We start from the raw sequence: 22,360 nt of genomic DNA on the forward strand, positions 1-22,360 counted from the left end.
ACGGACGAACCACGCCCATCTCTCCCGCCGCCAGCCGGAGTTCATGCCCACCCACCCCGAACCAAACGATCACGTTCGGAAAGCGGATGGCGTCTAAGACAAGGTGTCCGCCTCGTCCACGTTTCCAGTGATGCCGTGTTCTCCGGTGTTATCTCGGGTTGGTGTGGCGTCGTTGCAGCTCAGGGCTTCGCTGCTGTGTGAGGGACGTTAGCCACGGTCCCGCTTCAAATAGGGTGACGGGGTGTCTCAGAGTCCTGATCAGCCGCTTCTGCCGTCTCGTCATCAAGTTGGCAGCCTTCGTGACTTCCTCCATGGAAGGACGTACTCGGCTGCCTCAGTCACCATCCGGCTCGACGGTGCACCGTCTCATGCTGCGGGCTCGCCTCTGGATGACGTGAGCAAGGTCTCCGATGCCCTGTATGAGGTTGTCGACGGTCTTGCCAGGCAGGTGCTGGACGCGGCTTTCTCCGGGCAGCCGAACGCTGAGGCGCGTGGCGCATGGGTCGCGCTCTTGCTGATCGCCCAGAACTGGCGGGACTCACCTGATCTGCCCGCAGAGTTGAAGACCATGGTTGATGAGGCCCTTCCACTCTGATGTGCTGCAACGCTGGATCGTCGCCAGCCGAGCTCCGTCAGGTCATGGCTCCTGGTCTCCAGCTGCGCGGAGTCTGGCAGCAGCTTCAGCGGGTGTGTCGTAGTAGCCGGGGCGAGCCAGGAGGACCGAGCTGAAGTAGTAGCCCTGTTCTTCGTCGGGTTCGTCGTCCGCTTCGAAGGGGCGCCAGAAGCTGAGAAGAAGGTCTGGTGCGATGAAGGAGGCCGGGTCGTCCTCGGCCTCGGTGATCGTGGCGAGCCCTCGCAGCTGGGTGACCACCTCGGCAGCGGGCAGACCGAAGACATCGATGCCGCGGAACCGGACGATGTCCCGGCCGCTGGCGGGTCGGCCCAGCTCGATTGCTTCGAGCTTGCCGCGCGAGCAGTGAATGCTGACCAGCAGGCCGCTTGGCCGGAAGACGAACCTGCCCAATTGGTCTGATTCCGAGATCGCTGAGGGATCGCGGAACGAGGCGAGCGCTTGGTCTGCCGCCTCGCGGGGCATGCCGATGACCAGGGCGCCGAGACCGGTGGGCGGCGTGAGTTCGAATTCCATGAGCGAATGATTCCAGAGCCGATGATCGGCGGGATTCAGCGCTCTGGTGGCAACCGATTCTCGTTGCGGATCATGCGACGAAGGCTTGTGCGGGCAGCTGCCAGGTCGTCCTCAAGCTCGGCGACTCGCTGCTGAAGCCCTGTGTTCTGAGTGGTTGCCTGCCGTTCCGCCATGGACAGTCGGAGGTTCTCCTCGGTGAGTTCGTTGATGCGGTCGACCAGGTCGTGGTTGCCGAGTTGCTCAACCTGCTGCCCAAGGTGAACGCGAGCTTGTTGCTGCAACTGACCGTTCTCGGCTCTGAGCCGTTTGATCTCTTGTCGGGCGAGGAGTAGGTCAGTGTGCTCGCTGGCAGTGGAGACTTTCCGTCCGCTCTGCTGGTCCTGGTGGCCCTGCGCGGCTTGGCGAGCTCGTGCCTGGTCGACGCGTTCGCGCAGGCCGGGGGCATAGACGAGCCAGCTGGAGACGCTGGCCTCGCGAGCAACCGCAGCGAAGGTGATGCGCCGGTTGTCGCGGAGCATGTCCTGGACTGCCTTGAGGACGCGTCCGCGTTTGTCGGCACTGTCCCGTTGACGTGCGGCTTTGAGGATGTCTGCGGGTGTCCTGGAGGACTTCTCGGACGTCTCAGCAGGCATCCGGGGCCTCCTTGCGGATCACGGTCAGCGGCAGCAGCTTGTGGTCCCGGGTCGCGCGGACCTTCCGCAGGACCGCGCTGGCCTCCTCGATCTCCTCGCGCTCGTCCTGGGGGAGCTTGCTGAGCCGGTCACGCATGGTGTCGGCGACGGTCGTGAAGGCGGTGATCTGGTCGGTGAGGTTGCGGACGACGAAGTCGTCGGCGTCCATGGCCTTGGCAGTCTCGCGGTCGGCCCGCAGGTCGTTGACGTGCTCTTCGATCGCGGGCAGGTAGGACGGGTCGGGGCGATAGAAGCCGCAGCCGGCGCACTGGAAGCGGATCGCGCAGGCTTTGCCGCCCGCCTTGACGTTGCTGGGCTCGCGACAGTTGCCGAACGGGACGGCGACCGACTGCGCCTCGTAGTCGGCGGTGCTGGTGAACGGTGCCGGCCGTCCGGAACGGTCGATGGTGTGCTGCCGCATGGTCGTGATCGCTTCGCGTTTCCGCTTCAGGGACACCTGGTAGTACGACATCGTGGTGACGATCGACCGGTGGTCCATGAGCTCTTTGAGCACGTCAACGGGGACGCCGGCGTCGGCGTAACGCTGGGCGTAGGCGTGCCGGAACGCGTAGAGGAAGATCAGCGAGCGGTCGAACGGCAGCCTGTTGCCGTGCTCGTCCAGTTCGTCGCTCAGCAGCACCAGGATGGCCGCGACCCAGTCCCGCATCGCGTTGGCCAGGTTGGACCCCATGTGCGCGATCCCGCTGCGGCCGGTGATCGACGGGAACAGGTACTTCCGGCTGCGGGAGGGAACCTCCAGCTGACGTCGACGGGACTGCCAGGTCCTGATCACCGTGGCGGTCTCGCGGGTGATCGGCAGCTTGCGGCCGTAGCGGCGCTTCTTGACGTTGTCCCAGATCAGGGTGTCTTCGACTCCGTGGGTCTCCACGCACTCGAGCCGCAGGCTGGCGACCTCGACGGGACGGCGGCCGGTATCACGCAGGACCAAGTAGGCCGTCTGCATCATCAGCTCGACGTCGGCCGGCTCCATCTCGCCGTAGCTGAAGCCGGCTCCCATCAGGGCAAGGTGGGCATCGAGCTGGGCGATGACGGGCTCAGGGACGGCCCGGCCGGCGGCGTCCTCGCTCGTCTCCTCGGGCGGCAGGACCAGTGTCTTGTCCCGGTCGAAGCTGCCGGGCATGCCGGTCAGCATGTCCGTCTTGCGACCGAAGTCGACGATCTCCATGAAGTAGCCGAACGACTGCTGGCGATGGTTTCGGCTGGCGAGTTCGTCATCGGTGGTGCGTCGGATGCGGCTCATCGCGGTGAAGACCGCCTGCATGTCGGCGAACCGCAGCTTCGTGTAGTCGTGGCCCCCGCCGGGCCGGGCATGCAGTGCATCGGAAGCGACGAGGCAAGCAGCGAACACCTGCTTGAACTTGCCACTGTCCAAGCTGACCGTGGTCGCCCATGTCTTGATCACCTCTCGGAGCCACGGCTGACGGATGGCGGAAGCGTCGACCTGCCCCGGGCGGCTGCGGCGCCCGCCCAGCGCCGTGGACCGCAGATTCATCCAGCCCAGGTCCCACGTGTCGGCATCGGTGGGCGTCAGGCCGCGGAACGACAGAGAGGCTCGGCGCAAACCTCGAACGGTCTCCCGGATCAAGGCCGCGAGGTTGTGGTGCTGGTAGATCCCTTCGATGAAGGCCGCGACGTCCACCGTCAGCAGGCTCGGGACGCCCTCCAGCCGACGGGTCAGATGGCGGGTGGCCATCGGCTCGATGATGCCGCCTCGGGCATCCCGTTGCTGCAGAGCGTAGAGAAGCTCCCAGCGGACAGGCTCCTCCAGGTCCCGCAGGGTGAACTGGTGGGTGAGCAGACGTGTGGCCGCTTGCCGGGCCCATTGCTCGGGGTCGCGGGTCGCGCCCGCCCTCTTGTCACGGTCCCACCGCTGGACGTGCGTGCCGCAGAGTCCCGCGACCACTCGCTGGTTGAAGCAGCCCCGGACGATGCAGGTCGGCCTTGCTTCCAGCGGCTCCGCAGTGGTGACAGCCAGCCATTCCTCGACTGTGGTTTCCGGATCCGGGCGCCGGCGCCAACGCGAGTAGTGGGTGCGGCAGATCTTGCCGCTGTAGGCCGGCCGTTCGCATCTGCCGGAGGGACCTTCCAGAGCGCATGGCTCGCGCTCGGACCCCCATTTCGTGCGGATCCGTCGGTGCCGCTGGTAGGTGGCGACGAACTCTTCCCGGCTCAGCGTGCTGATCCTGTGAGCATCCAGGCAGTGTCGGCAGAGCAGGTTGCGGGAGGGCATTACCGTCCAGCACGAGGTGGTGGCGCACTTCGAGGCCGAGGTGCGCGGGTTGTCCACGTCGCCGTCGAAGAACCATGCCTGCTGGGACCACTCGCCCGGCCGCCAGAGAGGATCGACCTGGTCCTGCAGCCAGCTCGTCCAGGCCGTCAGGTCGAGGGGAACGACGTCGGAGTGCGGCTCCGCTGTGATCGGGGCGGGACTGGTCACGAGCGCCTCCCTGCTGCCACCAGCTCGACTGCCGCCCGCTTGTCCGCGTCACTGGCGTGCAGGTAGGGAGTCAGCGAGGACCGGGAGACGTGCCCCATCAGGTCCTGGACCACGTCCTCGTCGACGCCGGCGCGGACCCAGGCCGTGGCCGCCCCGTGCCGCAGCATGTGCGGACGGGCGGTGAGCTGGGTCTTCTTCGCCAGCCGGTCGAAGAGCTCCTTCGCCGTGCCATAGCGCATCGGTCGCCCGAGCGGGGCGTGGAAGAGGTTCACGAAGACCATGTCGCAGTCGGTCGCCTCGGGGACCTCGTCCCGTTCGAGCTGGTAGTCCGCATAGAGCCCGGCGAGGTCCTCGGTCACCGGGATGACCCGGGCGAAGCGGGACTTGGCCAGGGCTCCGTTGGCGTTGTTCGCCCGCCGCCGGACGTGAATGTGTGGGCCTTCCACCCGGCATCCGAGCATCCGTGAGTCGCTGAGCAGGTGCATGTCCTGACGGCGTAGTCCCAGTGCCTCGCTGATCCGCTCTCCCGTGCAGCCGAGCAGGGCGATCAGGAACCGGTCGCGAGCCCGCGTCGCGACCTGGAACAACTGGTCAGCCTCCTCCGGAGGCAGATACTCCACGGCCTCTTCGGACGGCTCAGGCAGCTTGAGGATCTTCGTCCTCACGGTGCGGAACTGGCCGTCCTCGCCCGCATCCTTGCCCGGCGGAAGCCAGCTCAGGTACTTCGGTTCCGACAGCCGACCCACAAGCTCCGCGTCCACCCACTCATTGCGCGAGCAGAACCGCAAGAACTCGCAGACCCCGGTCATCACCGCGTTCGCGGACTTCTCCATCCGGAAGCGCGGCGGGGACGACAACCGCGGGCTGCGTGGAGGTAGCGGCTCGTCCACCAGCCAACGCAGGAACCGGGCCAGGTCGAGCAGCGTGATCGACTTCCAGTCGAGGCCACGTTCGGAGCACCAGGTCAGCAGCAGAGCGGAACGGATGCCGTACGCCTTCTCGGTGTTGAACGACCGACCCATGTCCCGCAACGAAGCCAGGAACAGGCAGGACTCATGGTGAAGCCGGTACGACTCATCGACCACGACCCACAGCGGGCGCCCGTCGACTGGGGACTCAGCGCATGCAGCACGGAACTTCATGACACCGATGACTGACCGTCAAGACGTGCCTCACAACCAGCAGATATCTCACAGTCACACGGACTGATGAGCCCATGTGCCTCACACAACGAGGGCCAAATCAGGACCGCAGATAACCGGGGCCCGGGTTCACTACGACGAATCGTGCCTGCCTGACCCCATCACCCCCTACGGAGCGGCGAAGGCGGCGGCGGAGACGGGGATCCTCGCCATGCCCCCGGAAGCTGTAGTCGCCCGCACGTCGCTGATCACCGGCGACAAGGCGGTCGTGTGAGGCATGGGGTTCTTGTCCCTGTCGGCGGGGCGTCGTCGCCCCGCGTGCCGTGGTGGGGAACAGGTTCCTGACGCCGGCGGTGGCTCCCCAAGGCGGCTTCTGCCAGACGGAAGATCGATCTCGGGAAGGGCCGGTCAGAGCCCTGTGGTCACGCCCCACGGAAGGGCCTCTCCCGAACGCAGGTGGTCCTTGAGCCACAGCTCGGTGTTGCTGACGTGCAGCAGGGCGGCGGCCTGGCTGAGGGAGGCGTCGCGGACGGACAGGGCCCGGAAGATCGCCTCGTGTTCGGCGAGGGTCCGGCCGGAGGCCTGGGTGTCGACCAGGCCGCGCCAGATGCGGGCGCGCAGGGTGCGCCCGGAGATGCTTTCCAGGAGCGTGAGGAGCGTTTCGTTGCCGGTGGCCGAGACGACGGCGCGGTGGAACGCGGCGTCGTGAGCGTTGAGCCGTTCCACGTCGTCTTGGGCTTCGCGCATGGCGTTCAGGTGCTGCTCGACCTCGGCCAGCTGCTCGTCGGAGATCCGGGTGGCGGCCAGCGCGGTGGCGACCGGTTCCAGCAGCCGCCGTACCTCCATGAGGTCCTGCAATGCGGCGGAGTCGCCCTGCAGCAGTTCCACCGCACCGCCGAGCCCCTCCAGGAGCAGGCTCGGCTGCAGGCTGGTCACGTAGGTGCCGTCGCCCCGCCGGACCTCCAGGACCCGGGCGACGGCCAACGCCTTCACGGCCTCCCGGGCGAGGTTGCGGGAGAGGCCCAGCTGAGCGGCCAGCTCCGGCTCCGGCGGGAGCTTCGAGCCGGGCGGCAGCGCTCCGCTGCGGATCAGCTCCCGGATCTGCACTATGGCCTTGTCCGTCAGAGACACCGCGCGCTCCTTCCGTGCCCGTGCGCCGCGGGCACGTCCGACCTGATGAGTCCCCGGGCGCGGAGATCGTCCCAGAGCCCGTCGGGAACGTACCGGCTGTGGAGTTCTACGTTCCGTACGACCTGCTGCGGATTTCGCATCCCGAGGGTGACGTTGATGATACTTCGGTGGGTGTAGGGGAAGGCGATGGCGGCGGCGGGCAGAGTGGTGCCGTGCGCCGCGCAGACGTCGGCGATCGCCCGAGCGCGGTCGAGCAGCTCCGGCGGGGCCTCCTGGTAGTCGTACTTCATGCCCTCGGTGGGGTGGTCGCGGGAGAGCAGCCCCGAGTTGAACACGCCGACGGCCACCACGCTCTTGCCGAGTTCCTCGGCGGCGGGCAGGACGTCGTCCAGTGCCGACTGGTCGAGGAGGGTGTACCGGCCGGCCAGCATCACCACGTCGGCCGCGGTCTCGCGCAGGAAACGGGCGAGCATGGCCGACTGGTTCATGCCGGCGCCGATCGCACCGATCACTCCCTGGTCCCGGAGCTCCGCCAGGGCCGGCATGGCCTCCTCCGCCGCCTGCCTCCAGTGGTCGTCCGGATCGTGCAGGTAGACGACGTCCAGGCGGTCCAGGCCGGTGCGCTCCAGGGTGTCCTCGATGGAGCGCAGCACCCCGTCCCGGCTGAAGTCCCACTGCCGGCGCAGGTCGTCGCGCACCACGAAGCCCTCGGTGTCGGTGCCGCGCGGGTGCTCGTTGGGCACGAGCAGGCGGCCGACCTTGGAGGAGACGACGTACGCGTCACGTGGCCTGCCCGCCAGCGCCGCCCCCAGACGGCGCTCGGAGAGACCGAGCCCGTAGTGCGGTGCCGTGTCGAAGTACCGGATGCCCGCTTCCCAGGCCGCATCGAGTGCGGCCTGCGCGTCGTGGGCCGGGGTGACTCTGTAGAGGTTGCCGATGACGGAGGCCCCGAAGCCGAGTCCGGTGAGTTCGACAGGGGTGCTCGCGACCTTCCGGCGCCCGATGTTGTGCGGTGTCAACTGAGCTCCTTGGGAAGCGGCGACAGCGTGAGCGCTCATGGGTCTGTCACCTTCTGACGGCGGCCGAGCCGCCTGCCATGAGTGCCTCGACCTCGGCGAGCGAGGCCATGGACACATCGCCGGGGGTGGTCATGGTGAGGGCGCCGTGCGCGGTGCCGTAGGCAAGAGCACGGCTCAGTCCGGCGGTGTCGAGGTCCGCCATGGGTACGGCACGGCCCGCCGGTCCGGCCGCGTCACCGCCGAGGGTCAGCAGGGCGTAGATCAGGCCGGCCGCGAAGCCGTCGCCCGAGCCGATGCGGTCCAGGACGTGCAGACCGGGCAGTTCCGGGCCGCGGACGAAGCCGGTACGGGGCGACCAGGCGGCCGAGGACCAGTCGTTGACGCCGGCCGAGGGCACGTCCCGCAGGGTCGTCGCGAGCACCTCGGCCTGGGGCAGGAGCGCGGCCACTTCGACGAGGGCGTCGGGCACCTCGTCCGCCGCGACGCGTACCGCCCCCGGGTACGGCCCTGCCAGCCCCAGGGCGCCCACCACGACGTCGGCGTGGCGGGCGAGCCGCAGGTCGACCTCGCGGGCGGCGTCGGCGCCGCCCCTGCCGGCCCACAGACTGGGGCGGTAGTTGGGGTCGTAGGAGACCCTGACACCGTGCCGTCGAGCGGCCGCCATGGCCTCGTCCGCCACGTCCACGGTAGTGTCCGACAGACCGGCGAAGACGCCGCCGGTGTGGAACCAGCGCGGCCCCACGGAGAAGACCGCGTCCCAGTCGACGTCCCCCTTGCGCAGCTGCGAGACGGCGGTGTTCGCGCGGTCGCTGACGCCCACCGCGCCCCGGATGCCGTAGCCGCGCTCGACGAAGTTGAGGCCGTTGCGGGCGGTACGGCCGATGCCGTCGTCGGGCACCCAGCGGATGAGGGAGGTGTCGACGCCGCCCTGGAGGATCAGGTCCTCGACCAGCCGCCCCACCTGGTTGTCGGCGAGGGCGGTCACGACGGCCGTACGCAGGCCGAAGCAGCGCCGCAGTCCGCGGACGACGTTGTACTCACCGCCGCCTTCCCAGACCTGGAAGGTGCGGGCGGTGCGGATCCTGCCCTCGCCCGGGTCGAAGCGGAGCATCACCTCGCCGAGGGCCACCACGTCGCTCACGTCGCGCTCCCGTGCACGGCCTCGGCGGTCAGCCGCCGGATCTCGCCGTACTCGCCGCGCTCCAGATGGGCGGGGGTGGCCATCCAGCTGCCGCCGACGGCGAGGACCGCCGGGACGGCGAGGTAGGCGGGCAGGCGCGGAGCGTCGATGCCACCCGTCGGCACGAACCGTGCCTGGGGGAAGGGGGCCGCGAGGGCGCGCAGCATCGGGATGCCGCCGAGGGCTTCGGCGGGGAAGAGCTTGACGGTGTCGAGGCCGGACCGCAGGGCGCGCATCAGCTCGGTCGCGGAGGCGATGCCGGGCACCACGGGCACGCCCAGCTCACGACACTTGGCGACGACGTCCTCGTCAAAGCCGGGCGAGACGACGAAGCGGGCACCGGCCGCCACGGCACGGTCCACCTGCTCGGGCGTGAGGACCGTACCGGCGCCGACGGTCAGCCCTCCGTGGGCGGCCATCGTCTTGAGCACCTGCTCGGCGTCGGGGGTGCGGAAGGTGACCTCGGCGCACCGGGCGCCGCCCGCCGCGAGCGCGTCGGCCAGCGGGCCGGCCATCGCCGCGGACGGCACGGTCAGCACCGGCAGCACGCGGGCGCCGTCGAGCACGGCGGCCAGGTCGGTGTCACTCATCGGCCGAGCCATCCGCCGTCGACGGGCAGGACGACGCCGTGGACGTAGGCGGCGGCGTCCGAGGCGAGGAACACGGTGGCGCCCGCGAGGTCGTCGGCGCTGCCCCAGCGGGCGGCCGGGATGCGGTCCAGGATGGCCTTGCTGCGTACTGGGTCGTCCTGGAGGGCCTGGGTGTTGTCGGTGGCGATGTAGCCCGGCGCGATGGCGTTGACGTTGACGCCGTGCGGGGCCCACTCGTTGGCCAGGGCCTTGGTCAGTCCGGCGATGCCGTGCTTGGCGGCGGTGTAGCCGGGGACGGTGATGCCGCCCTGGAAGCTGAGCAGCGACGCCGTGAAGACGATCTTTCCGTGGCCGCGGGCCACCATCGACGCGCCCACCGCGCGGGACAGGGCGAACTGCGCGTTGAGGTTGACCTGGAGCACCAACTCCCAGTCCGCGTCTATGTGTTCGGCGGCCGGGGCGCGGCGGATGGTGCCCGCGTTGTTGACGAGGATGTCCACCGGGCGCTCCCGTCCCGCCAGGTCGGCGCCCAGGGCGCGGACGGCTTCGGGGTCGGCGAAGTCGGTGCGGATCGCCTCGAAGGTGCGGCCCGCGGCCAGGACGTCCTTCTCCACGTCGCTGCCGGTGTCCTCCAGCTGGGCGCTGACGCCGATGACGTCCGCGCCGGCCTCGGCGAGGGCGCGGGCCATGGCGCGGCCGATGCCGCGCCGGGCCCCGGTGACGACGGCGAGCCTGCCGGTCAGGTCGAAGGCGTTCACTGGTCGGCTCCCGGGGAGTCGTCGGTGCAGTCCACGAGGATCTTCATCACGTCGCCGCCGCCCTCCAGGGCCTCGAACGCGTCGGGCGCCTGAGCCATGGGGACGACCTTGCTGATCAGCTGCTCGGCCGGAACGGTGCCGTCGGCCACCAGGGTCACCGCCCGCTCGAAGTCGGTGCGGTCGTACAACCGGGCGCCCACGAGGGTGAGTTCGCGCCAGAAGAAGCGGTGCAGGTTCACCTCGCGGGGCCGGGGGTGGATGGCCACGAGGCACAGCCGCCCGCGCACCCCCAGCACGTCGACCGCCGTGTCCACCCCGCCTTGCGCGCCGGAGACCTCGAAGGCCACGTCCGCACCGGCGTCACCGGTCCACTCACCCACCAGCTCGGGCAGGTCGTCGGCGGCCGGATCCCAGGTCGTCAGCCCCAACTTCTCGGCGAGGCGCCGCCGGTGAGGGCTCAGCTCCACGACCCGGACCTCGGCTCCGGCGGCACGGGCGACCAGGGCGATGAGGATGCCGACGGGACCGCCGCCGACCACGACGGCCTTCTCGCCCGCGCGGACCTGGGCCCGGCCGACGTCGTGCACCGCGACCGCGGTGGGCTCCACGAGGGCCGCGTGGTCGAGCGGGAGGGAGCCGGGCAGCCGTACGAGGGTCGTGGCGGGCACGGTCCAGCGCTGCTGCATCGCACCGGGTGAGTCGATGCCGATGAAATCGAGGTGCTGGCAGATGTGCTGGTGGCCGGCACGGCAGGCCGGGCAGGTGTCGTCCCAGCGCAGCGGCATCACGGTGACCGCGTCACCGGGCGACCAGCCCTCCACACCCTGACCCACACGTATGACACGGCCGGACATCTCGTGGCCGAGGACGGCGGGCGCGGCGACCCGGGCATCCATGTCGCCGTGGAAGATGTGCAGATCGGTGCCGCAGATACCGACATAGGCAGGGGCGATCTCCACCTGGCCCGGGCCGGGGGGCGGGTTCTCGGCGGGCGCGGTGTCCAGGGTGCGGGCGGCGAGATAGCGCACTGCGCGTGTCATGGTGTCCTCAGGGTCCCTTCGGCGCGGACGCCGATCGTGAGCAGCAGGTTGGCGTAGGTGCGGATGTCGGCTGTGACGACGACGAGGGCAAGGTCGGGCGAGCGGGCCGCGTCGTAGAACTCGAAGCGGCCGAACGTCTCCACGGGGACGGGCGCCAGCATCGAGCGGTACTCGGCGATGGCCGGCGGCTCCGGCTCGCCCTCGGGCGGCACCATCACGTGCGCCGACTCGACGGGCAGAGCCCGCAGCAGGACGTCGAGCACGGTGGTGACGTCCAGCAGACCCGGCGCCAGGTTGAGATGGACGGTCCTGGCGCGCGGCCCGGTGGCGGTGCTCGCCGGATAGTGGCCGTCGGCGAGCAGGACCCGGGCGCCGTGCCCCGCGCCCGCCAGGGCTTCGAGGATGCCCGGGTGCAGGAGTTCGGTCATCAGCATGCGGTGCGCTCCTTCCTTCGAGCGGGGTCGAGGCCGTAGAACGTGGTGGCGGTGCCGGCGAGGACCGCCTCGGTCTCGGCGGCGGAGCAGCCGTCCAGGAGTTCCTCCACGGTGGCGGCCCAGCGGTTCCAGCCGCCGGCCAGGACGCAGACCGGCCAATCCGAGCCGAACATCAGCCGGTCCGGGCCGAACGAGGTCAGCAGGACCTCCCACACCGGCCGGATGTCGTCGACGGTCCACTTCTGGTAGTCGGCCTCGGTGATCAGTCCCGACACCTTGCACCGCACCTGGGGGTGCGCGGCCAGCCGTCGCACGCCCCGCTCCCAGTCGCTCAGGTCACGTCGGACGATGGGCGGTTTGCCGGCGTGGTCGAGGACCAGGGGAAGGCCGGGGAGGCGTTCGGCCAGGCGGATCGCCTGGGGGAACTGCTGGTCGCGGATCAGCAGGTCGTACCCGAGGCCCCGTTCGGCCACCGCCCGCAGTCCCCGCTCCACCGAAGGCCGTTGGAGCCAGGTGGCGTCGGACTCGCCCTGGACGAGGTGACGTACGGCCCGCAGGTACGTGCCGCCGGGCCCGGCGCGCAGCGCGTCGAGGATGTCGCCGATCGCCGGGGACGTGAGGTCCGCCCAGCCGACGACCGCGCCGAGGAGCGGGTCGCCGTCGGCGAGGGCGAGGAACTCGCGGGTCTCCCCCACCGACGCCACGCACTGGACGAGCACCGTGCACTCCAGCCGCCGTCCCGCGATCGGCGTGGTCGCGGCCGTGCGCAGGTCGTCGGTGCCGAAGCTGCGGCGCAGGGGCTCGTGTCCGGGCTCGTCGAGCCAGGACTGCGGCCGGATGTCCAGGTCCCACACGTGGTGGTGGGCGTCGACGAGGATCTGGGCGTCAGACACGGGCCGTCCACACGGGGCCGTCGGGGTAGGTGTACTCCTTGAGGGACTCGGGGTGCATCTGCGCGCTCAGCCCCGGCAGGACCGGCGCGAGGTAGTGGCCGTCGGCGATGCGGACCGGGTCGACGAAGTGCTCGTGCAGGTGGTCGACGTACTCGATGACGCGGTCCTCGGTGGTGCCGGAGACGGCGACGTAGTCGAACATCGACAGGTGCTGGACCATCTCGCACAGGCCCACTCCTCCGGCGTGCGGGCAGACCGGCACGCCGAACTTCGCGGCGAGCAGCAGGATCGCGATGTTCTCGTTGACGCCGCCGACCCGGGCGGAGTCGATCTGCACGATGTCCACCGCGCCGGCCTGCAGGAGCTGCTTGAAGACGACCCGGTTGGCGATGTGCTCCCCGGTGGCGACCTTGATCGGGCTGACGGCCTTACGGACGGCGGCGTGGCCCAGGATGTCGTCGGGGGAGGTGGGCTCCTCGATCCAGTACGGGTCGTAGGGGGCCAGGGCGCGCATCCAGTCGATGGCGGGCTGGACGTCCCATCTCTGGTTGGCGTCGACGGCGATGCGGATGTCCGGCCCGACCGTCTCACGGGCGGTGCGCATGCGCCGTACGTCGTCCTCCAGGTCCGCGCCGACCTTCAGCTTGATCTGGGTGAAGCCGTCGGCGACGGCCTCGCGGGCGAGGCGGGCCAGCTTCTCGTCGGAGTAGCCGAGCCAGCCGGGGGTGGTGGTGTAGGCGGGGTAGCCGCGCTCCAGCAGACGGGCGACGCGCTCCTGGCGGCCGGGCTCGGCACGGCGCAGGATCTCCAGCGCCTCCTCGGGGGTGAGGGCGTCGCTGAGCCAGCGGAAGTCGACCTGCGCGACCAGGTCCTCGGGCGACATCTCGCCGAGGAAGCGCCACACGGGCAGGCCCGCGCGCTTGGCGGCCAGGTCCCAGGCGGCGTTGACGACGGCGCCGGTGGCCATGTGGATGGCGCCCTTCTCCGGGCCGAGCCAGCGCAGTTGGGGGTCGTGCACGAGGGAGCGGGAGAAGGCCCCGAGGTCGGCGCAGACCTCCTCGACGGACAGGCCCACCACGTGCGGGGCGAGGGCCGCGATGGCGGCGGCCTGGACATCGTTGCCGCGGCCGGTGGTGAAGGCGAGGGCGTGGCCCTCCAGTCCGTCGCCGGCGTCGGTGCGCAGGACGACGTAGGCGGCGGAGTAGTCGGGCTCCGGGTTCATGGCGTCCGAGCCGTCGAGGTGTTCGGAGGTGGGGAACCGCACGTCCAGGACGTCCAGGGCGGTGATGCGGGCGGATGAGGGCAGGGTGGAGGACATGGCGGCAACTCCTGTGAGGGCAAGGGGGAATCGGGCCCCTTGCGACGAGCGGTGAACGCGGCGCGGGACGGGCGGCCGGCGACGGCCGCCCGCGTCAGTCCTGGACCTTGCCGCCGGTGATCCGGGAGATGGCGAGGGCGACCAGGATGATCAGGCCGTTGAGGGCGCCGATCCACTGGGCGGGGACGCCGCCGAGCGTGAGCACGTTCTGGATCATGAAGAGCAGCAGGATGCCGCAGAACGCGCCGAACATGGTGCCCTTGCCGCCGTTGAGGCTGATCCCGCCGATGACGGCGGCGGCGAACACGGTGAAGATGTAGCCGTTGCCCTGCGCGGAGGCGACGGAGGCCAGCCGTCCGGAGAGCAGCAGTCCGGCAACTGCGGCGAGCACGCTGCCGGTGACGATGACGATCCACAGCACCCGGTCGGTGCGGATGCCGGCCGCCTTCGCCGCGTCGACGTTGCCGCCGATGGCGTACAGCGAGCGGCCGAAGCTGGTCCAGCCGAGCACCACGATCGCGATCGCGAAAAGGGCCAGGCAGATCCAGATGGAGGCGGGCATTCCGAGCCACTGCGCGGTGCCGGGGTAGAGCATCGACTGCGGCAGCTGGAAGAACGTCTGGCCGCCGGAGATACCGGTGAGGATGCCGCGCAGCACGATCAGCATGCCGAGGGTGACGATGAAGCCGTTGAGGCCGAAGCGGATGATCAGCAGTGAGTTGATCACGCCGACCAGCACGCCCACGGCCAGGGTGACGGGGATCGCCCAGGCGCCGGAGAGCAGGCCGAGTCCGTGTCCGGCGCCGGCCGGCACGACCAGCCAGGCCGCGACACCGGGCGCGAGGCCCATGGTGGACTCCAGCGACAGGTCCATCTTCTTGACGATCAGGATCATCGTCTGGGCGAGGACCAGCAGGGCCATCTCGGACATCGTCTGCAGGACGTTGATGAGGTTGTCCGTCTGCAGGAAGACCGGGTTGACGATCTGGCCGACGATCGCGATGACGACGATCGCGGGGACGAGGGCGAGGTCGCGCAGCCGGGCCAGGGGGATCCGGCCGCCGAGCAGCGCGGTGCGCCTCTGCTTCGGTTCCGCGGCCTTGGCGGCTGTGTCCGCGAGGACGGTTTCAGGCATTGAGGTCCACTCCTTCCATCGCGGCCACGAGGTCGTGGTCGTGCCAGCCGCGGGCTATCTCTGTCGTGACCCGGCCCTGGAACATCACCAGGATCCGGTCGCACATGCGCAGGTCGTCGAGTTCGTCGGAGGCGATGAGCACTCCGGTGCCGGTCCGGGCGGTCTCCTCGACCTTGCCGAGGAGGAATTCCTTGGAGCGCACGTCCACGCCCGCGGTCGGGTTGATCAGGACCAGCAGCCGCGGATCGTCGGCCAGGGCGCGGGCCATGACGACCTTCTGCTGATTGCCTCCGGACAGGGAGGAGACGGGCAGATCGGGGCCCGGCGTCTTGATCGCCAGCTTCTCGATCATGTTGTCGGCGAGCCGGTCGCGCCGGTCACGGCTGAGGAGGCCGTTCCTGCCGAGCCGGTGGGGCACGGACAGGGTGGCGTTGTCGGCGATCGACATGTCGGGGACGAAGCCCTGGTGGTGCCGGTCCTGGGGGACGAACCCGACGCCGGCGGCGAGCGCGGCGGGCACGCTGCCCGGACGGGGCCGCCGCCCGGCGATCTCCACCTCGCCGGTGGCGACCGCCCACAGCCCTACGACGGTCTCGGCGACCTCGGTGCGTCCGCTGGCGGCGGCGCCGGCGAGGCCGACGACCTCGCCGGCGCCCACCTGGAAGGTGACGTCTTCGTACGTGCCGTCCCTGCCCAGATCCCGCACGGACAGCGCGGGGGCCGCGGTGGGGTCGAGGGTGCTCGAGCGCACCTGCTGCCGGTCGGCCGCCGCCTCGCCGGTCATGGCGGCGACCAGCTCCGTGCGGGGAAGGTCCGCGACGGGGGCGGTGACGATGTGCCGGGCGTCGCGGAACACCGTCACCATGTCGCAGATCTCGTAGACCTCCTGGAGGTGGTGACTGATGAACAGGAAGGTCACGCCCTGGCGTTGCAGGTCGCGGATGCGGTCGAAGAGACGGTTGATCGCGGCCGCGTCGAGCTGTGCGGTGGGCTCGTCGAGGATGATGAACCGGGCCCCGAAGGACAGCGCCCGGGCGATCTCGACGAACTGCCGCTGCTCGACGCTGAGTTCGCCGGCCGGGGACTGCGGGTCGACGTCCACCGACCAGGTCGACAGCAGCTCCTGGGCCCGGCGGCGTACGCCGGTCCAGCTGATCAGCCGGTTGGGGCCGTGGTGGTGGCGGTTCAGGAAGAGGTTCTCGGCCACGGTCAGCGTGGGGATGATCGTCGACTTCTGGTAGACGCAGGCCACGCGCTGTCGCCAGGCGTCGCGGTCGCTGAGCCGGGGGGCGGGGCCGCCGCCGAAGGTGACCGTTCCCTCGTCGGGGGCGTGCAGGCCCGTCAGGACGGAGACCAGGGTCGACTTGCCGGCTCCGTTGCGGCCGACGAGCGCGTGGGTCTCGCCTGGCCGGATGGTGATCCGGGCGCCGTTCAGAGCCACGGTCGGACCGAATCGTTTGACTATGCCCGTCGCCTCGACGACGGGCGGGGTCGCGGGGGCCCGTCCGTCGTCCGCCGGGGCGGGTGCGGGGGTGACTGCTCGCTCCCCGTCTCTCATTTCAACCGCCTTGTAGTGGTGAGCCGTTGGATGCCTGAGAGGGCCGGTCAGCCGAGGTTGTTGCCCCACAGGGAGGTGTCGTCGCTCTTGACGCTGGGCGCGCCGCCGTAGGTGCCGCCGTCGGCGGTCACGAGCGGTGCGGAGAGCTGGTCCTCCAGCAGGCCGTCGCGGACCTGGATGATGGTGCTGTCGTGGTCGGTCTTGCCGGGCTTGAACGTCTTTCCGTCGATCGCGGCCTTGAGGTAGTACAGGGCGTACTTGGCGTACAGGTCCGCGGGCTGGGAGACGGTGGCGTCGATGTGGCCGGCGGCGATGTCCTTGAGCTCCTCGGGGATGCCGTCGTTGGAGACGATGAAGACGTGCTTCTTGTCCTTCGGGTCGACCAGCAGGCCCTTCTGCTTGAGGACCTGGAGCGTGCCGGCCAGCGCGAAGCTGGACTCCATGTAGACGCCCTTGATGTCCGGGTTGGCGGTCAGGTCGGTCTGGAGCTTCTGTGCGGCGACCGCCCCGTCCCAGTTGGTGGCCTCGCCGAACACCTTGATGCCGGGGTAGTTCTTCTTCATGCAGTCGTTGAACGCCTCGGTGCGGTCACGGCCGTTGATGGAGTCGAGGCCGCCCTCCAGCATCACGACCTTGCCCTTGCCGCCGAGCTTCGTGCCGAGGTACTGGCAGGCCTTCTCGCCGTAGGCGCGGTTGTCGGCCCGCACCACCATGAACACCTTGCCGCTGTCGGGCCGGGTGTCGACGGTGACGACCGGGATCTTCTTCGCCTCCAGCTGCGCCAGCGTCGGCGCGATGGCGGCGGTGTCCTGCGGGGCCATCGCGATGCCCTTGACGCCCTGGCTGATGAACGTCTGCGCGTTGGCGGTGAGCTTGGCGACGTCGTTCTGGGAGTTCGTGGTCTTCAGGTCCAGCCCCAGCTCCTTGGCCGACTGGGGCGTGTACTTGATGTACGAGTTCCAGAAGTCGGTGTCGGACCGCGGGTAGTCGACGCCCACGAGCGGCTTGCCGCTCGACGAGGCGGTGGTGCCGGAGCCGCTGCTGCAGGCGCTGAGCAGGGTCAGTGCGCAGGCGACGGCGGCGGTGGAGCCGAGTGCGGTTCTGAGTCTCATGGGTACTTCCTCGCGCTGGTCCCGGAGCGGGGTTGTTACGCCGATGCGACGGCTGTGTGTCGTCGGCGGAGAGATGGGATGTTTATAGAGCGGGGGAAGTGAGGCTGTCTAGTGGGTGCGGCAAAAGTGCTGGAGATGGCCTTCCTGTGTAGTAGATCCATCCCATCAATGATGCGCACTCGTGATGGGCTGACCGCTTGCCTGTGGGCTGCCCGTGTGGTGGCGCATCCTTTGTCGGGTCCCTAGACATGCCATGTTTGGCGCTGTCCCAATGCCTGGATATCGCTCCTATGTGGGCAAAACCCCATGGGGATGCGGGTTTTCATCCCTGCACACCCGTTGACATCCGTGCGTCACATGGTCGAACTTCATGCGTAACCTCCGACGCTCCAGAACCGTCGGTGTCGCGCGTCTCCCCCCGTCCCCCTTGCCCCTACCTCAGGGATGCCCTCATGTCGCGTTCGCTCAACAGACGCCAGTTCCTGTCCGCCGCCACCTGTGTGGCGGCGGCAGCCATAGCCGGGGGTGGCCTGGGCGCCGGCGTCGCCCAGGCGGCACCGAGCACCTACACGCCCGACTGGAACTCGGTCGATCAGCACCCGCCGGCTCCGGAGTGGTTCCAGGACGCGAAGTTCGGGATCTACTTCCACTGGGGCGTCTTCAGCGTTCCCGCCTTCGGCAACGAGTGGTATCCGCGGACCATGTATCAGGCGGGCGACAGCGTCAACCAGCACCACATCGCGACCTACGGCCAGCCCTCGGCATGGCCGTACCACAACTTCATCAACGGGGCGAAGGACCTGGCGGGCAACTTCGTGCAGTTCGCCCCCAAGCTGAAGTCGGCCGGCGGGAACTTCGACCCCAACGAGTGGGCGCAGCTGTTCGTCGACGCGGGCGCGAGGTTCGCGGGGCCGGTCGCCGAGCACCACGACGGCTTCTCCATGTGGAACAGCCAGGTCAACGAGTGGAACTCGGTCGCCAAGGGCCCGAAGCTCAACCTGCTGCAGCTGTTCACCACGGCGATCCGGGGCAAGGGCCTCAAGCTGCTGGTCGCCATGCACCACGCTTACCACTACAACGGCTTCTACGAGTTCGCCCCCGCCCAGACCGACCCCACCCTCAAGAAGCTCTACGGCCAGCTCGGTGCGGCCGCGGAGAACCAGCTCTGGTACGACAAGCTCAAGGAAGTCATCGACCTCGCGCAACCGGACATCCTGTGGCAGGACTTCAAACTGGACGCGGTCGACGAGACGCAGCGCCTGAACTTCCTGTCCTACTACTACAACCAGGCCAACGCCTGGGGCCGTGAGGTCGTCGCCACCTACAAGGACGGCTTCAACGGCAAGGGCGAGGTCTTCGACTACGAGCGCGGCGGGCCGGGCGACCTCACCAGCCCGTACTGGCTGACCGACGACAGCATCTCCAGCTCCAGCTGGTGCTACACGCAGGGCATCGGCTACTACAGCAGCCAGCAGATGCTGCACTCGTTCCTCGACCGGGTCAGCAAGAACGGCAACGTCCTGCTGAACATCGCGCCGATGGCCGACGGCACCATCCCCCAGGCGCAGAAGGACATCCTTCTCGGCATGGGCGACTACCTGAAGCGCTTCGGCGAGTCGGTGTACTCGACCCGCGCCTGGACCGTGTACGGCGAAGGCCCGACGAAGATGGGCGGCGGCGCCTTCACCACTCCGACGGCCGGCACCGCGCAGGACATCCGCTTCACCCGCAACAAGGCGGGCAACGTCCTGTACGCCACAGTCCTGGGCTGGCCCGGCAGCTCGGTCACGATCAAGACGCTCAGCTCGGACCGCATCAACCTCTCCTCGCTGACCTCGGTGAAGCTGCTCGGCTCCACCGCCGGCACCTACATCGACCTGCCCACACCCACGCAGACTTCCTCCGGCCTCACGGTCACCCTGCCGTCCTCGGCGCCGTACAGCGCGGGTGCCTACGTCCTGAAGCTGGCCTTCTCCGGCACCATCCCCGGCATGCTGCCGCTCGTCGGCGCCGCCGCCTTCACGGACGTCAACTACACGGGCGGCTCGGCCCCGTTGCCGGTCGGCGACTACACCGCGGCCGACCTGAGCGCTGCCGGACTGGGCACCCGCACCATCTCCAGCCTGCGCCCCGCCGCCGGTTACCAGGTGATCGGCTACTCCGGTGACAACTTCACCGGCACCGCCTGGACCTTCACCGCCGACAACCCCGACCTCAGGGTCACCGGCAACAACGACCAGATCACCTCGCTCAGGGTCCAGTTCAACCCGTCGAGGTACTTACGGATCACCAACGTCACCGACGGTCTCGCCCTGGACAGCGGCGGCAACGTCGCCTCCGGATCCAACCTCAAGCAGTGGAGCTGGGACTCCAGCACCAACCTCCAGTGGCAGGCGGTCGACGTGGGCGGCGGCTACTACAAGCTGGTCAACCGCACCAACGGCATGGTCGCCGACGGCTGGGGCAACACCGCCGACGGCTCCCCGGCCCAGCAGGCGCCCTGGAACGGCGGCCCCAACCAGCAGTGGAAGATCACCTCCCGGGGCGGCAACAGCTACACGATCGCCAACCGCACCACCGGCCTGGTCCTCGACGGCGGTGGCAACGTCACCTCGGGCTCGATCACCAAGCAGTGGACCTACGGCAGCAGCACCAACCTGCAGTGGACCTTCACCGCCCTGTGAGTCCCGCTCCGCCCTGAGCGACGGCCGCGGCGGGCGCGCCTTCGGGCCTGCCCGCCGCCTTCACCACCCCACACATCACAGCCACCCGACCGGGAGTACACCCATGTCATCAGAGAGAAGACCGTCCCGTCGTACCCTGCTGAGCGCCGCGGGCGCCGCTGTGGCCGCGAGCGCGCTGCCCGCGGTCCCCGGCTTCTCCCGCCTGCTCCCTGAGGCGGCCGCCGCGGACCTGCAGACCAACCTCAGCAAGCTCGTCGACATGCGGTTCGGCATGTTCAACCACTTCAACCTCGGCACCTTCACCAACGAGGAGTGGGCGGCGCCGAACCAGAACCCCGCTCTGTTCGCCCCCACGGCCGTGGACTGTGCCCAGTGGGCGGACGCCGCCGCGGCGGCCAAGATGAGCTACGGCATCCTGACGACCAAGCACCACGACGGCTTCGCCCTGTGGCCGAGCGCCTACGGCACCCAGAACGTCGCCAACAGCTCCTGGAAGCAGGACGTGGTGAAGGCGTACTGCGACGCTTTCCGGGCCAAGGGACTGAAGGTCGGACTCTACTACTCGATATGGGACCGCACCTTCGGCGTCGAGGCGTGGGAGAGCCGGCACAAGGTGTCCGGGCTCGACACCACGGATGCCATCCAGCCCGGCGACATGACCTTCATCCTCGGCCAGATCACCGAACTGCTGACCAACTACGGCACTGTCGACCTCTTCATCACCGACGGCTACGCGTGGCAGATGGGCCAGCAGGCCGTCTCCTACCAGCGGATCCGCGAGCATGTGAAGTCGCTCCAGCCGGACATCGTCGTGATCGACCACGGTGCGCTGTCAGTGCCGTTCCTCGGTGACGCGATCTATTTCGAGGAGCCGCTGGGCGTCAGCGCGCCCGCCGGAAACACCTACGCCGCCACGCAGGGGCAGACGATCAGCAACGGTTGGTTCTGGCATCCGGCCACGCCGACCGAGAGCCTGATGAGCAAGGACGCGATCCTCTCCCATCTGGCGGACCTGGAACCGAAGTACACCTCCTTCATCCTGAACTGCCCGCCCAACCGGAACGGCAGGCTCGACACCAACATCGTCAACCGACTCGCCGAAGTCGGCGCGGCCTGGAACCCCGACACCTCCCGCCCGCCACTGCCGACGCAGATACTGCGCGCCGAGCACCCCGTCACACCGGTCAGCGCCTACGCGACCGCATTCCACACCGGCGAGGGACCCCTCAACGCCATCGACGGACTGAGCGACAGGAACTACGAGACCTGCTGGTCCACTTGGGGCCTGTCCCCGGCCCTGCCCCACTCGATCACGGTCGACCTGGGCGGGGTGTGGAGCAACGTCTCCACCCTGGAGTACCTGCCCAAGCAGTGGAACCGCAGCGACACCACCGACGGCGACATCACCTCTTACACCATCTCCACCAGCACCGACGGCACGAACTTCACCCAGGTCGCCACCGGCACCTGGGCCGGCGACCGCGCCACCAAGGTGGCCGAATGGCCCGCCCGGAACGTGGGCTTCGTACGGCTCCAGGCCAACGCTGCCACTGGCGGCTACGCCAACATCGGCGGCCTCCACATCGGTGGCCGGACCGCCAAGCCGGCTCTGGTGTCAAGGGTCCTCACGGGGGACGGCACGGTCTACCGCATCGTCAACCGCAAGAGCGGCAAGGTCGTCGACGTGTTCAACTTCGGCACCGCCAACGGCACCAACATCCAGCAGTGGCCGTGGCTGAACAACACCGCGCAGAAGTGGACCTTCGCCTCCACCGGCGACGGCTACTACGAGATCAAGAACGTGAACAGCGGCAAGCTGATGGAGGTGGCCGGACTCTCGCGGGTGGACGGCGGCAACGTGGCCATCTGGTCGGACTCCAACGTCCCCCAGCAGCACTGGGCCGTCACGCCCACCGGTGACGGCCACTACTTCCTCATCAACCGCTACAGCGGGCTCTGCCTCGCCGTCGACGAGGGCAGCACCGCCGACGGAGCCAACATCGAGCAGCAGCCGTACGCGTCACTGACGCGGCAGCAATGGCAGATCATCCCCTCTTGACCCCGCCCTCCGTCGCCGCTCTTCCTCAACG

19 protein-coding genes and 1 pseudogene are annotated in these 22,360 nt (G+C 69.2%); 4 read left to right on the plus strand and 16 right to left on the minus strand.

Annotated features, from left to right (window positions below; translation table 11 throughout):
• Positions 1-394 precede the first annotated feature (394 nt).
• The gene (locus ABZT06_RS42060; RefSeq protein WP_355753232.1) at positions 395-595 is read left to right on the plus strand and encodes a hypothetical protein; all 201 of its coding nucleotides are present in this window, start codon (positions 395-397) and stop codon (positions 593-595) included.
• A gap of 42 nt (positions 596-637) precedes the next feature.
• On the opposite strand, the gene ABZT06_RS42065 is transcribed toward ABZT06_RS42060, so the two are convergent.
• Genes ABZT06_RS42065 through ABZT06_RS42080 form a run of 4 tightly spaced genes read right to left on the minus strand, consistent with a single transcriptional unit; the run spans position 638 to position 5,298 of the window.
• A complete protein-coding gene (locus tag ABZT06_RS42065) occupies positions 638-1,147 on the minus strand; it encodes a hypothetical protein (RefSeq protein ID WP_355753235.1) in 510 nt (169 codons plus the stop codon).
• Between the two features lie 35 nt (positions 1,148-1,182).
• Positions 1,183-1,779, minus strand: coding sequence for a DUF6262 family protein (locus tag ABZT06_RS42070; protein ID WP_355753238.1), 597 nt, complete (start codon positions 1,777-1,779; stop codon positions 1,183-1,185).
• Positions 1,769-4,276, minus strand: coding sequence for a tyrosine-type recombinase/integrase (locus ABZT06_RS42075; RefSeq protein WP_355753241.1), 2,508 nt, complete (start codon positions 4,274-4,276; stop codon positions 1,769-1,771). Before ABZT06_RS42075 ends, ABZT06_RS42070 begins: the two co-directional genes overlap by 11 nt.
• Positions 4,273-5,298, minus strand: coding sequence for a tyrosine-type recombinase/integrase (locus tag ABZT06_RS42080; protein WP_355753244.1), 1,026 nt, complete (start codon positions 5,296-5,298; stop codon positions 4,273-4,275). Before ABZT06_RS42080 ends, ABZT06_RS42075 begins: the two co-directional genes overlap by 4 nt.
• A gap of 235 nt (positions 5,299-5,533) precedes the next feature.
• On the opposite strand from ABZT06_RS42080, the pseudogene ABZT06_RS42085 reads away from it, so the two are divergent.
• Positions 5,534-5,674: pseudogene (locus ABZT06_RS42085) on the plus strand (dTDP-4-dehydrorhamnose reductase); the annotation flags it as partial.
• Positions 5,675-5,826: 152 nt separating this feature from the next.
• Here ABZT06_RS42085 and ABZT06_RS42090 read toward each other — a convergent pair.
• From ABZT06_RS42090 to ABZT06_RS42145, 12 genes are all read right to left on the minus strand, one after another.
• Positions 5,827-6,549, minus strand: a complete 723-nt coding sequence (locus ABZT06_RS42090) for a FadR/GntR family transcriptional regulator (RefSeq protein ID WP_355753246.1) — start codon at positions 6,547-6,549, stop codon at positions 5,827-5,829.
• Complete coding sequence (locus ABZT06_RS42095; RefSeq protein WP_355753249.1) at positions 6,540-7,607, minus strand: aldo/keto reductase; 1,068 nt, start codon at positions 7,605-7,607, stop codon at positions 6,540-6,542. The genes ABZT06_RS42090 and ABZT06_RS42095 overlap by 10 nt, the downstream gene beginning before the upstream one ends.
• Positions 7,608-7,614: 7 nt before the next feature.
• Positions 7,615-8,709: a sugar kinase gene (locus ABZT06_RS42100; RefSeq protein ID WP_355753250.1), complete on the minus strand. Its 1,095-nt coding sequence runs from the start codon at positions 8,707-8,709 to the stop codon at positions 7,615-7,617.
• Positions 8,706-9,338 carry a bifunctional 4-hydroxy-2-oxoglutarate aldolase/2-dehydro-3-deoxy-phosphogluconate aldolase gene (eda, locus tag ABZT06_RS42105; RefSeq protein WP_355753252.1) on the minus strand — a complete coding sequence of 211 codons (633 nt, stop codon included), beginning with the start codon at positions 9,336-9,338 and terminating at the stop codon, positions 8,706-8,708. The genes ABZT06_RS42100 and eda overlap by 4 nt, the downstream gene beginning before the upstream one ends.
• On the minus strand, positions 9,335-10,096 hold the full coding sequence (locus ABZT06_RS42110) for an SDR family oxidoreductase (protein ID WP_355753254.1): 762 nt from the start codon (positions 10,094-10,096) through the stop codon (positions 9,335-9,337). The genes eda and ABZT06_RS42110 overlap by 4 nt, the downstream gene beginning before the upstream one ends.
• Positions 10,093-11,136, minus strand: a complete 1,044-nt coding sequence (locus tag ABZT06_RS42115) for an alcohol dehydrogenase catalytic domain-containing protein (RefSeq protein ID WP_355753256.1) — start codon at positions 11,134-11,136, stop codon at positions 10,093-10,095. Before ABZT06_RS42115 ends, ABZT06_RS42110 begins: the two co-directional genes overlap by 4 nt.
• Positions 11,133-11,570: an RbsD/FucU domain-containing protein gene (locus tag ABZT06_RS42120; RefSeq protein ID WP_355753258.1), complete on the minus strand. Its 438-nt coding sequence runs from the start codon at positions 11,568-11,570 to the stop codon at positions 11,133-11,135. Before ABZT06_RS42120 ends, ABZT06_RS42115 begins: the two co-directional genes overlap by 4 nt.
• Positions 11,564-12,463 carry an amidohydrolase family protein gene (locus tag ABZT06_RS42125; protein WP_355753260.1) on the minus strand — a complete coding sequence of 300 codons (900 nt, stop codon included), beginning with the start codon at positions 12,461-12,463 and terminating at the stop codon, positions 11,564-11,566. Before ABZT06_RS42125 ends, ABZT06_RS42120 begins: the two co-directional genes overlap by 7 nt.
• Positions 12,456-13,781 carry an L-fuconate dehydratase gene (locus ABZT06_RS42130; RefSeq protein WP_355753263.1) on the minus strand — a complete coding sequence of 442 codons (1,326 nt, stop codon included), beginning with the start codon at positions 13,779-13,781 and terminating at the stop codon, positions 12,456-12,458. The genes ABZT06_RS42125 and ABZT06_RS42130 overlap by 8 nt, the downstream gene beginning before the upstream one ends.
• 94 nt (positions 13,782-13,875) lie before the next feature.
• A complete protein-coding gene (locus ABZT06_RS42135) occupies positions 13,876-14,916 on the minus strand; it encodes an ABC transporter permease (RefSeq protein ID WP_355753265.1) in 1,041 nt (346 codons plus the stop codon).
• Positions 14,909-16,474 (minus strand): sugar ABC transporter ATP-binding protein, encoded by a 1,566-nt coding sequence (locus ABZT06_RS42140; protein WP_355753268.1) that lies wholly within the window; start codon positions 16,472-16,474, stop codon positions 14,909-14,911. The genes ABZT06_RS42135 and ABZT06_RS42140 overlap by 8 nt, the downstream gene beginning before the upstream one ends.
• Before the next feature lie 47 nt (positions 16,475-16,521).
• Positions 16,522-17,586, minus strand: a complete 1,065-nt coding sequence (locus ABZT06_RS42145; RefSeq protein WP_355753270.1) for a sugar ABC transporter substrate-binding protein — start codon at positions 17,584-17,586, stop codon at positions 16,522-16,524.
• 452 nt (positions 17,587-18,038) lie between these two features.
• Between ABZT06_RS42145 and ABZT06_RS42150 the strand changes: the two genes are divergently transcribed.
• Both ABZT06_RS42150 and ABZT06_RS42155 read left to right on the plus strand, forming a co-directional pair.
• The gene (locus ABZT06_RS42150) at positions 18,039-20,270 is read left to right on the plus strand and encodes an alpha-L-fucosidase (RefSeq protein ID WP_355753271.1); all 2,232 of its coding nucleotides are present in this window, start codon (positions 18,039-18,041) and stop codon (positions 20,268-20,270) included.
• A gap of 103 nt (positions 20,271-20,373) precedes the next feature.
• Positions 20,374-22,329, plus strand: a complete 1,956-nt coding sequence (locus tag ABZT06_RS42155) for an alpha-L-fucosidase (protein WP_355753273.1) — start codon at positions 20,374-20,376, stop codon at positions 22,327-22,329.
• Positions 22,330-22,360 lie beyond the last annotated feature (31 nt).

The sequence above is a fragment of the Streptomyces sp. NPDC005483 genome, from assembly GCF_040606035.1.
In the GTDB taxonomy this organism is placed as follows: Bacteria; Actinomycetota; Actinomycetes; order Streptomycetales; family Streptomycetaceae; genus Streptomyces.

Coding starts and splice junctions, on each gene's coding strand:
- ABZT06_RS42065 (WP_355753235.1), bottom strand. CDS start 1,147: ATGGAATTCGAACTCACGCCGCCCACCGGTCTCGGCGCCCTGGTCATC.
- ABZT06_RS42070 (WP_355753238.1), bottom strand. CDS start 1,779: ATGCCTGCTGAGACGTCCGAGAAGTCCTCCAGGACACCCGCAGACATC.
- ABZT06_RS42080 (WP_355753244.1), bottom strand. CDS start 5,298: ATGGGTCGGTCGTTCAACACCGAGAAGGCGTACGGCATCCGTTCCGCT.
- ABZT06_RS42095 (WP_355753249.1), bottom strand. CDS start 7,607: ATGAGCGCTCACGCTGTCGCCGCTTCCCAAGGAGCTCAGTTGACACCG.
- eda (WP_355753252.1), bottom strand. CDS start 9,338: ATGAGTGACACCGACCTGGCCGCCGTGCTCGACGGCGCCCGCGTGCTG.
- ABZT06_RS42115 (WP_355753256.1), bottom strand. CDS start 11,136: ATGACACGCGCAGTGCGCTATCTCGCCGCCCGCACCCTGGACACCGCG.
- ABZT06_RS42120 (WP_355753258.1), bottom strand. CDS start 11,570: ATGCTGATGACCGAACTCCTGCACCCGGGCATCCTCGAAGCCCTGGCG.
- ABZT06_RS42130 (WP_355753263.1), bottom strand. CDS start 13,781: ATGTCCTCCACCCTGCCCTCATCCGCCCGCATCACCGCCCTGGACGTC.
- ABZT06_RS42135 (WP_355753265.1), bottom strand. CDS start 14,916: ATGCCTGAAACCGTCCTCGCGGACACAGCCGCCAAGGCCGCGGAACCG.
- ABZT06_RS42140 (WP_355753268.1), bottom strand. CDS start 16,474: ATGAGAGACGGGGAGCGAGCAGTCACCCCCGCACCCGCCCCGGCGGAC.
- ABZT06_RS42145 (WP_355753270.1), bottom strand. CDS start 17,586: ATGAGACTCAGAACCGCACTCGGCTCCACCGCCGCCGTCGCCTGCGCA.
- ABZT06_RS42150 (WP_355753271.1), top strand. CDS start 18,039: ATGTCGCGTTCGCTCAACAGACGCCAGTTCCTGTCCGCCGCCACCTGT.
- ABZT06_RS42155 (WP_355753273.1), top strand. CDS start 20,374: ATGTCATCAGAGAGAAGACCGTCCCGTCGTACCCTGCTGAGCGCCGCG.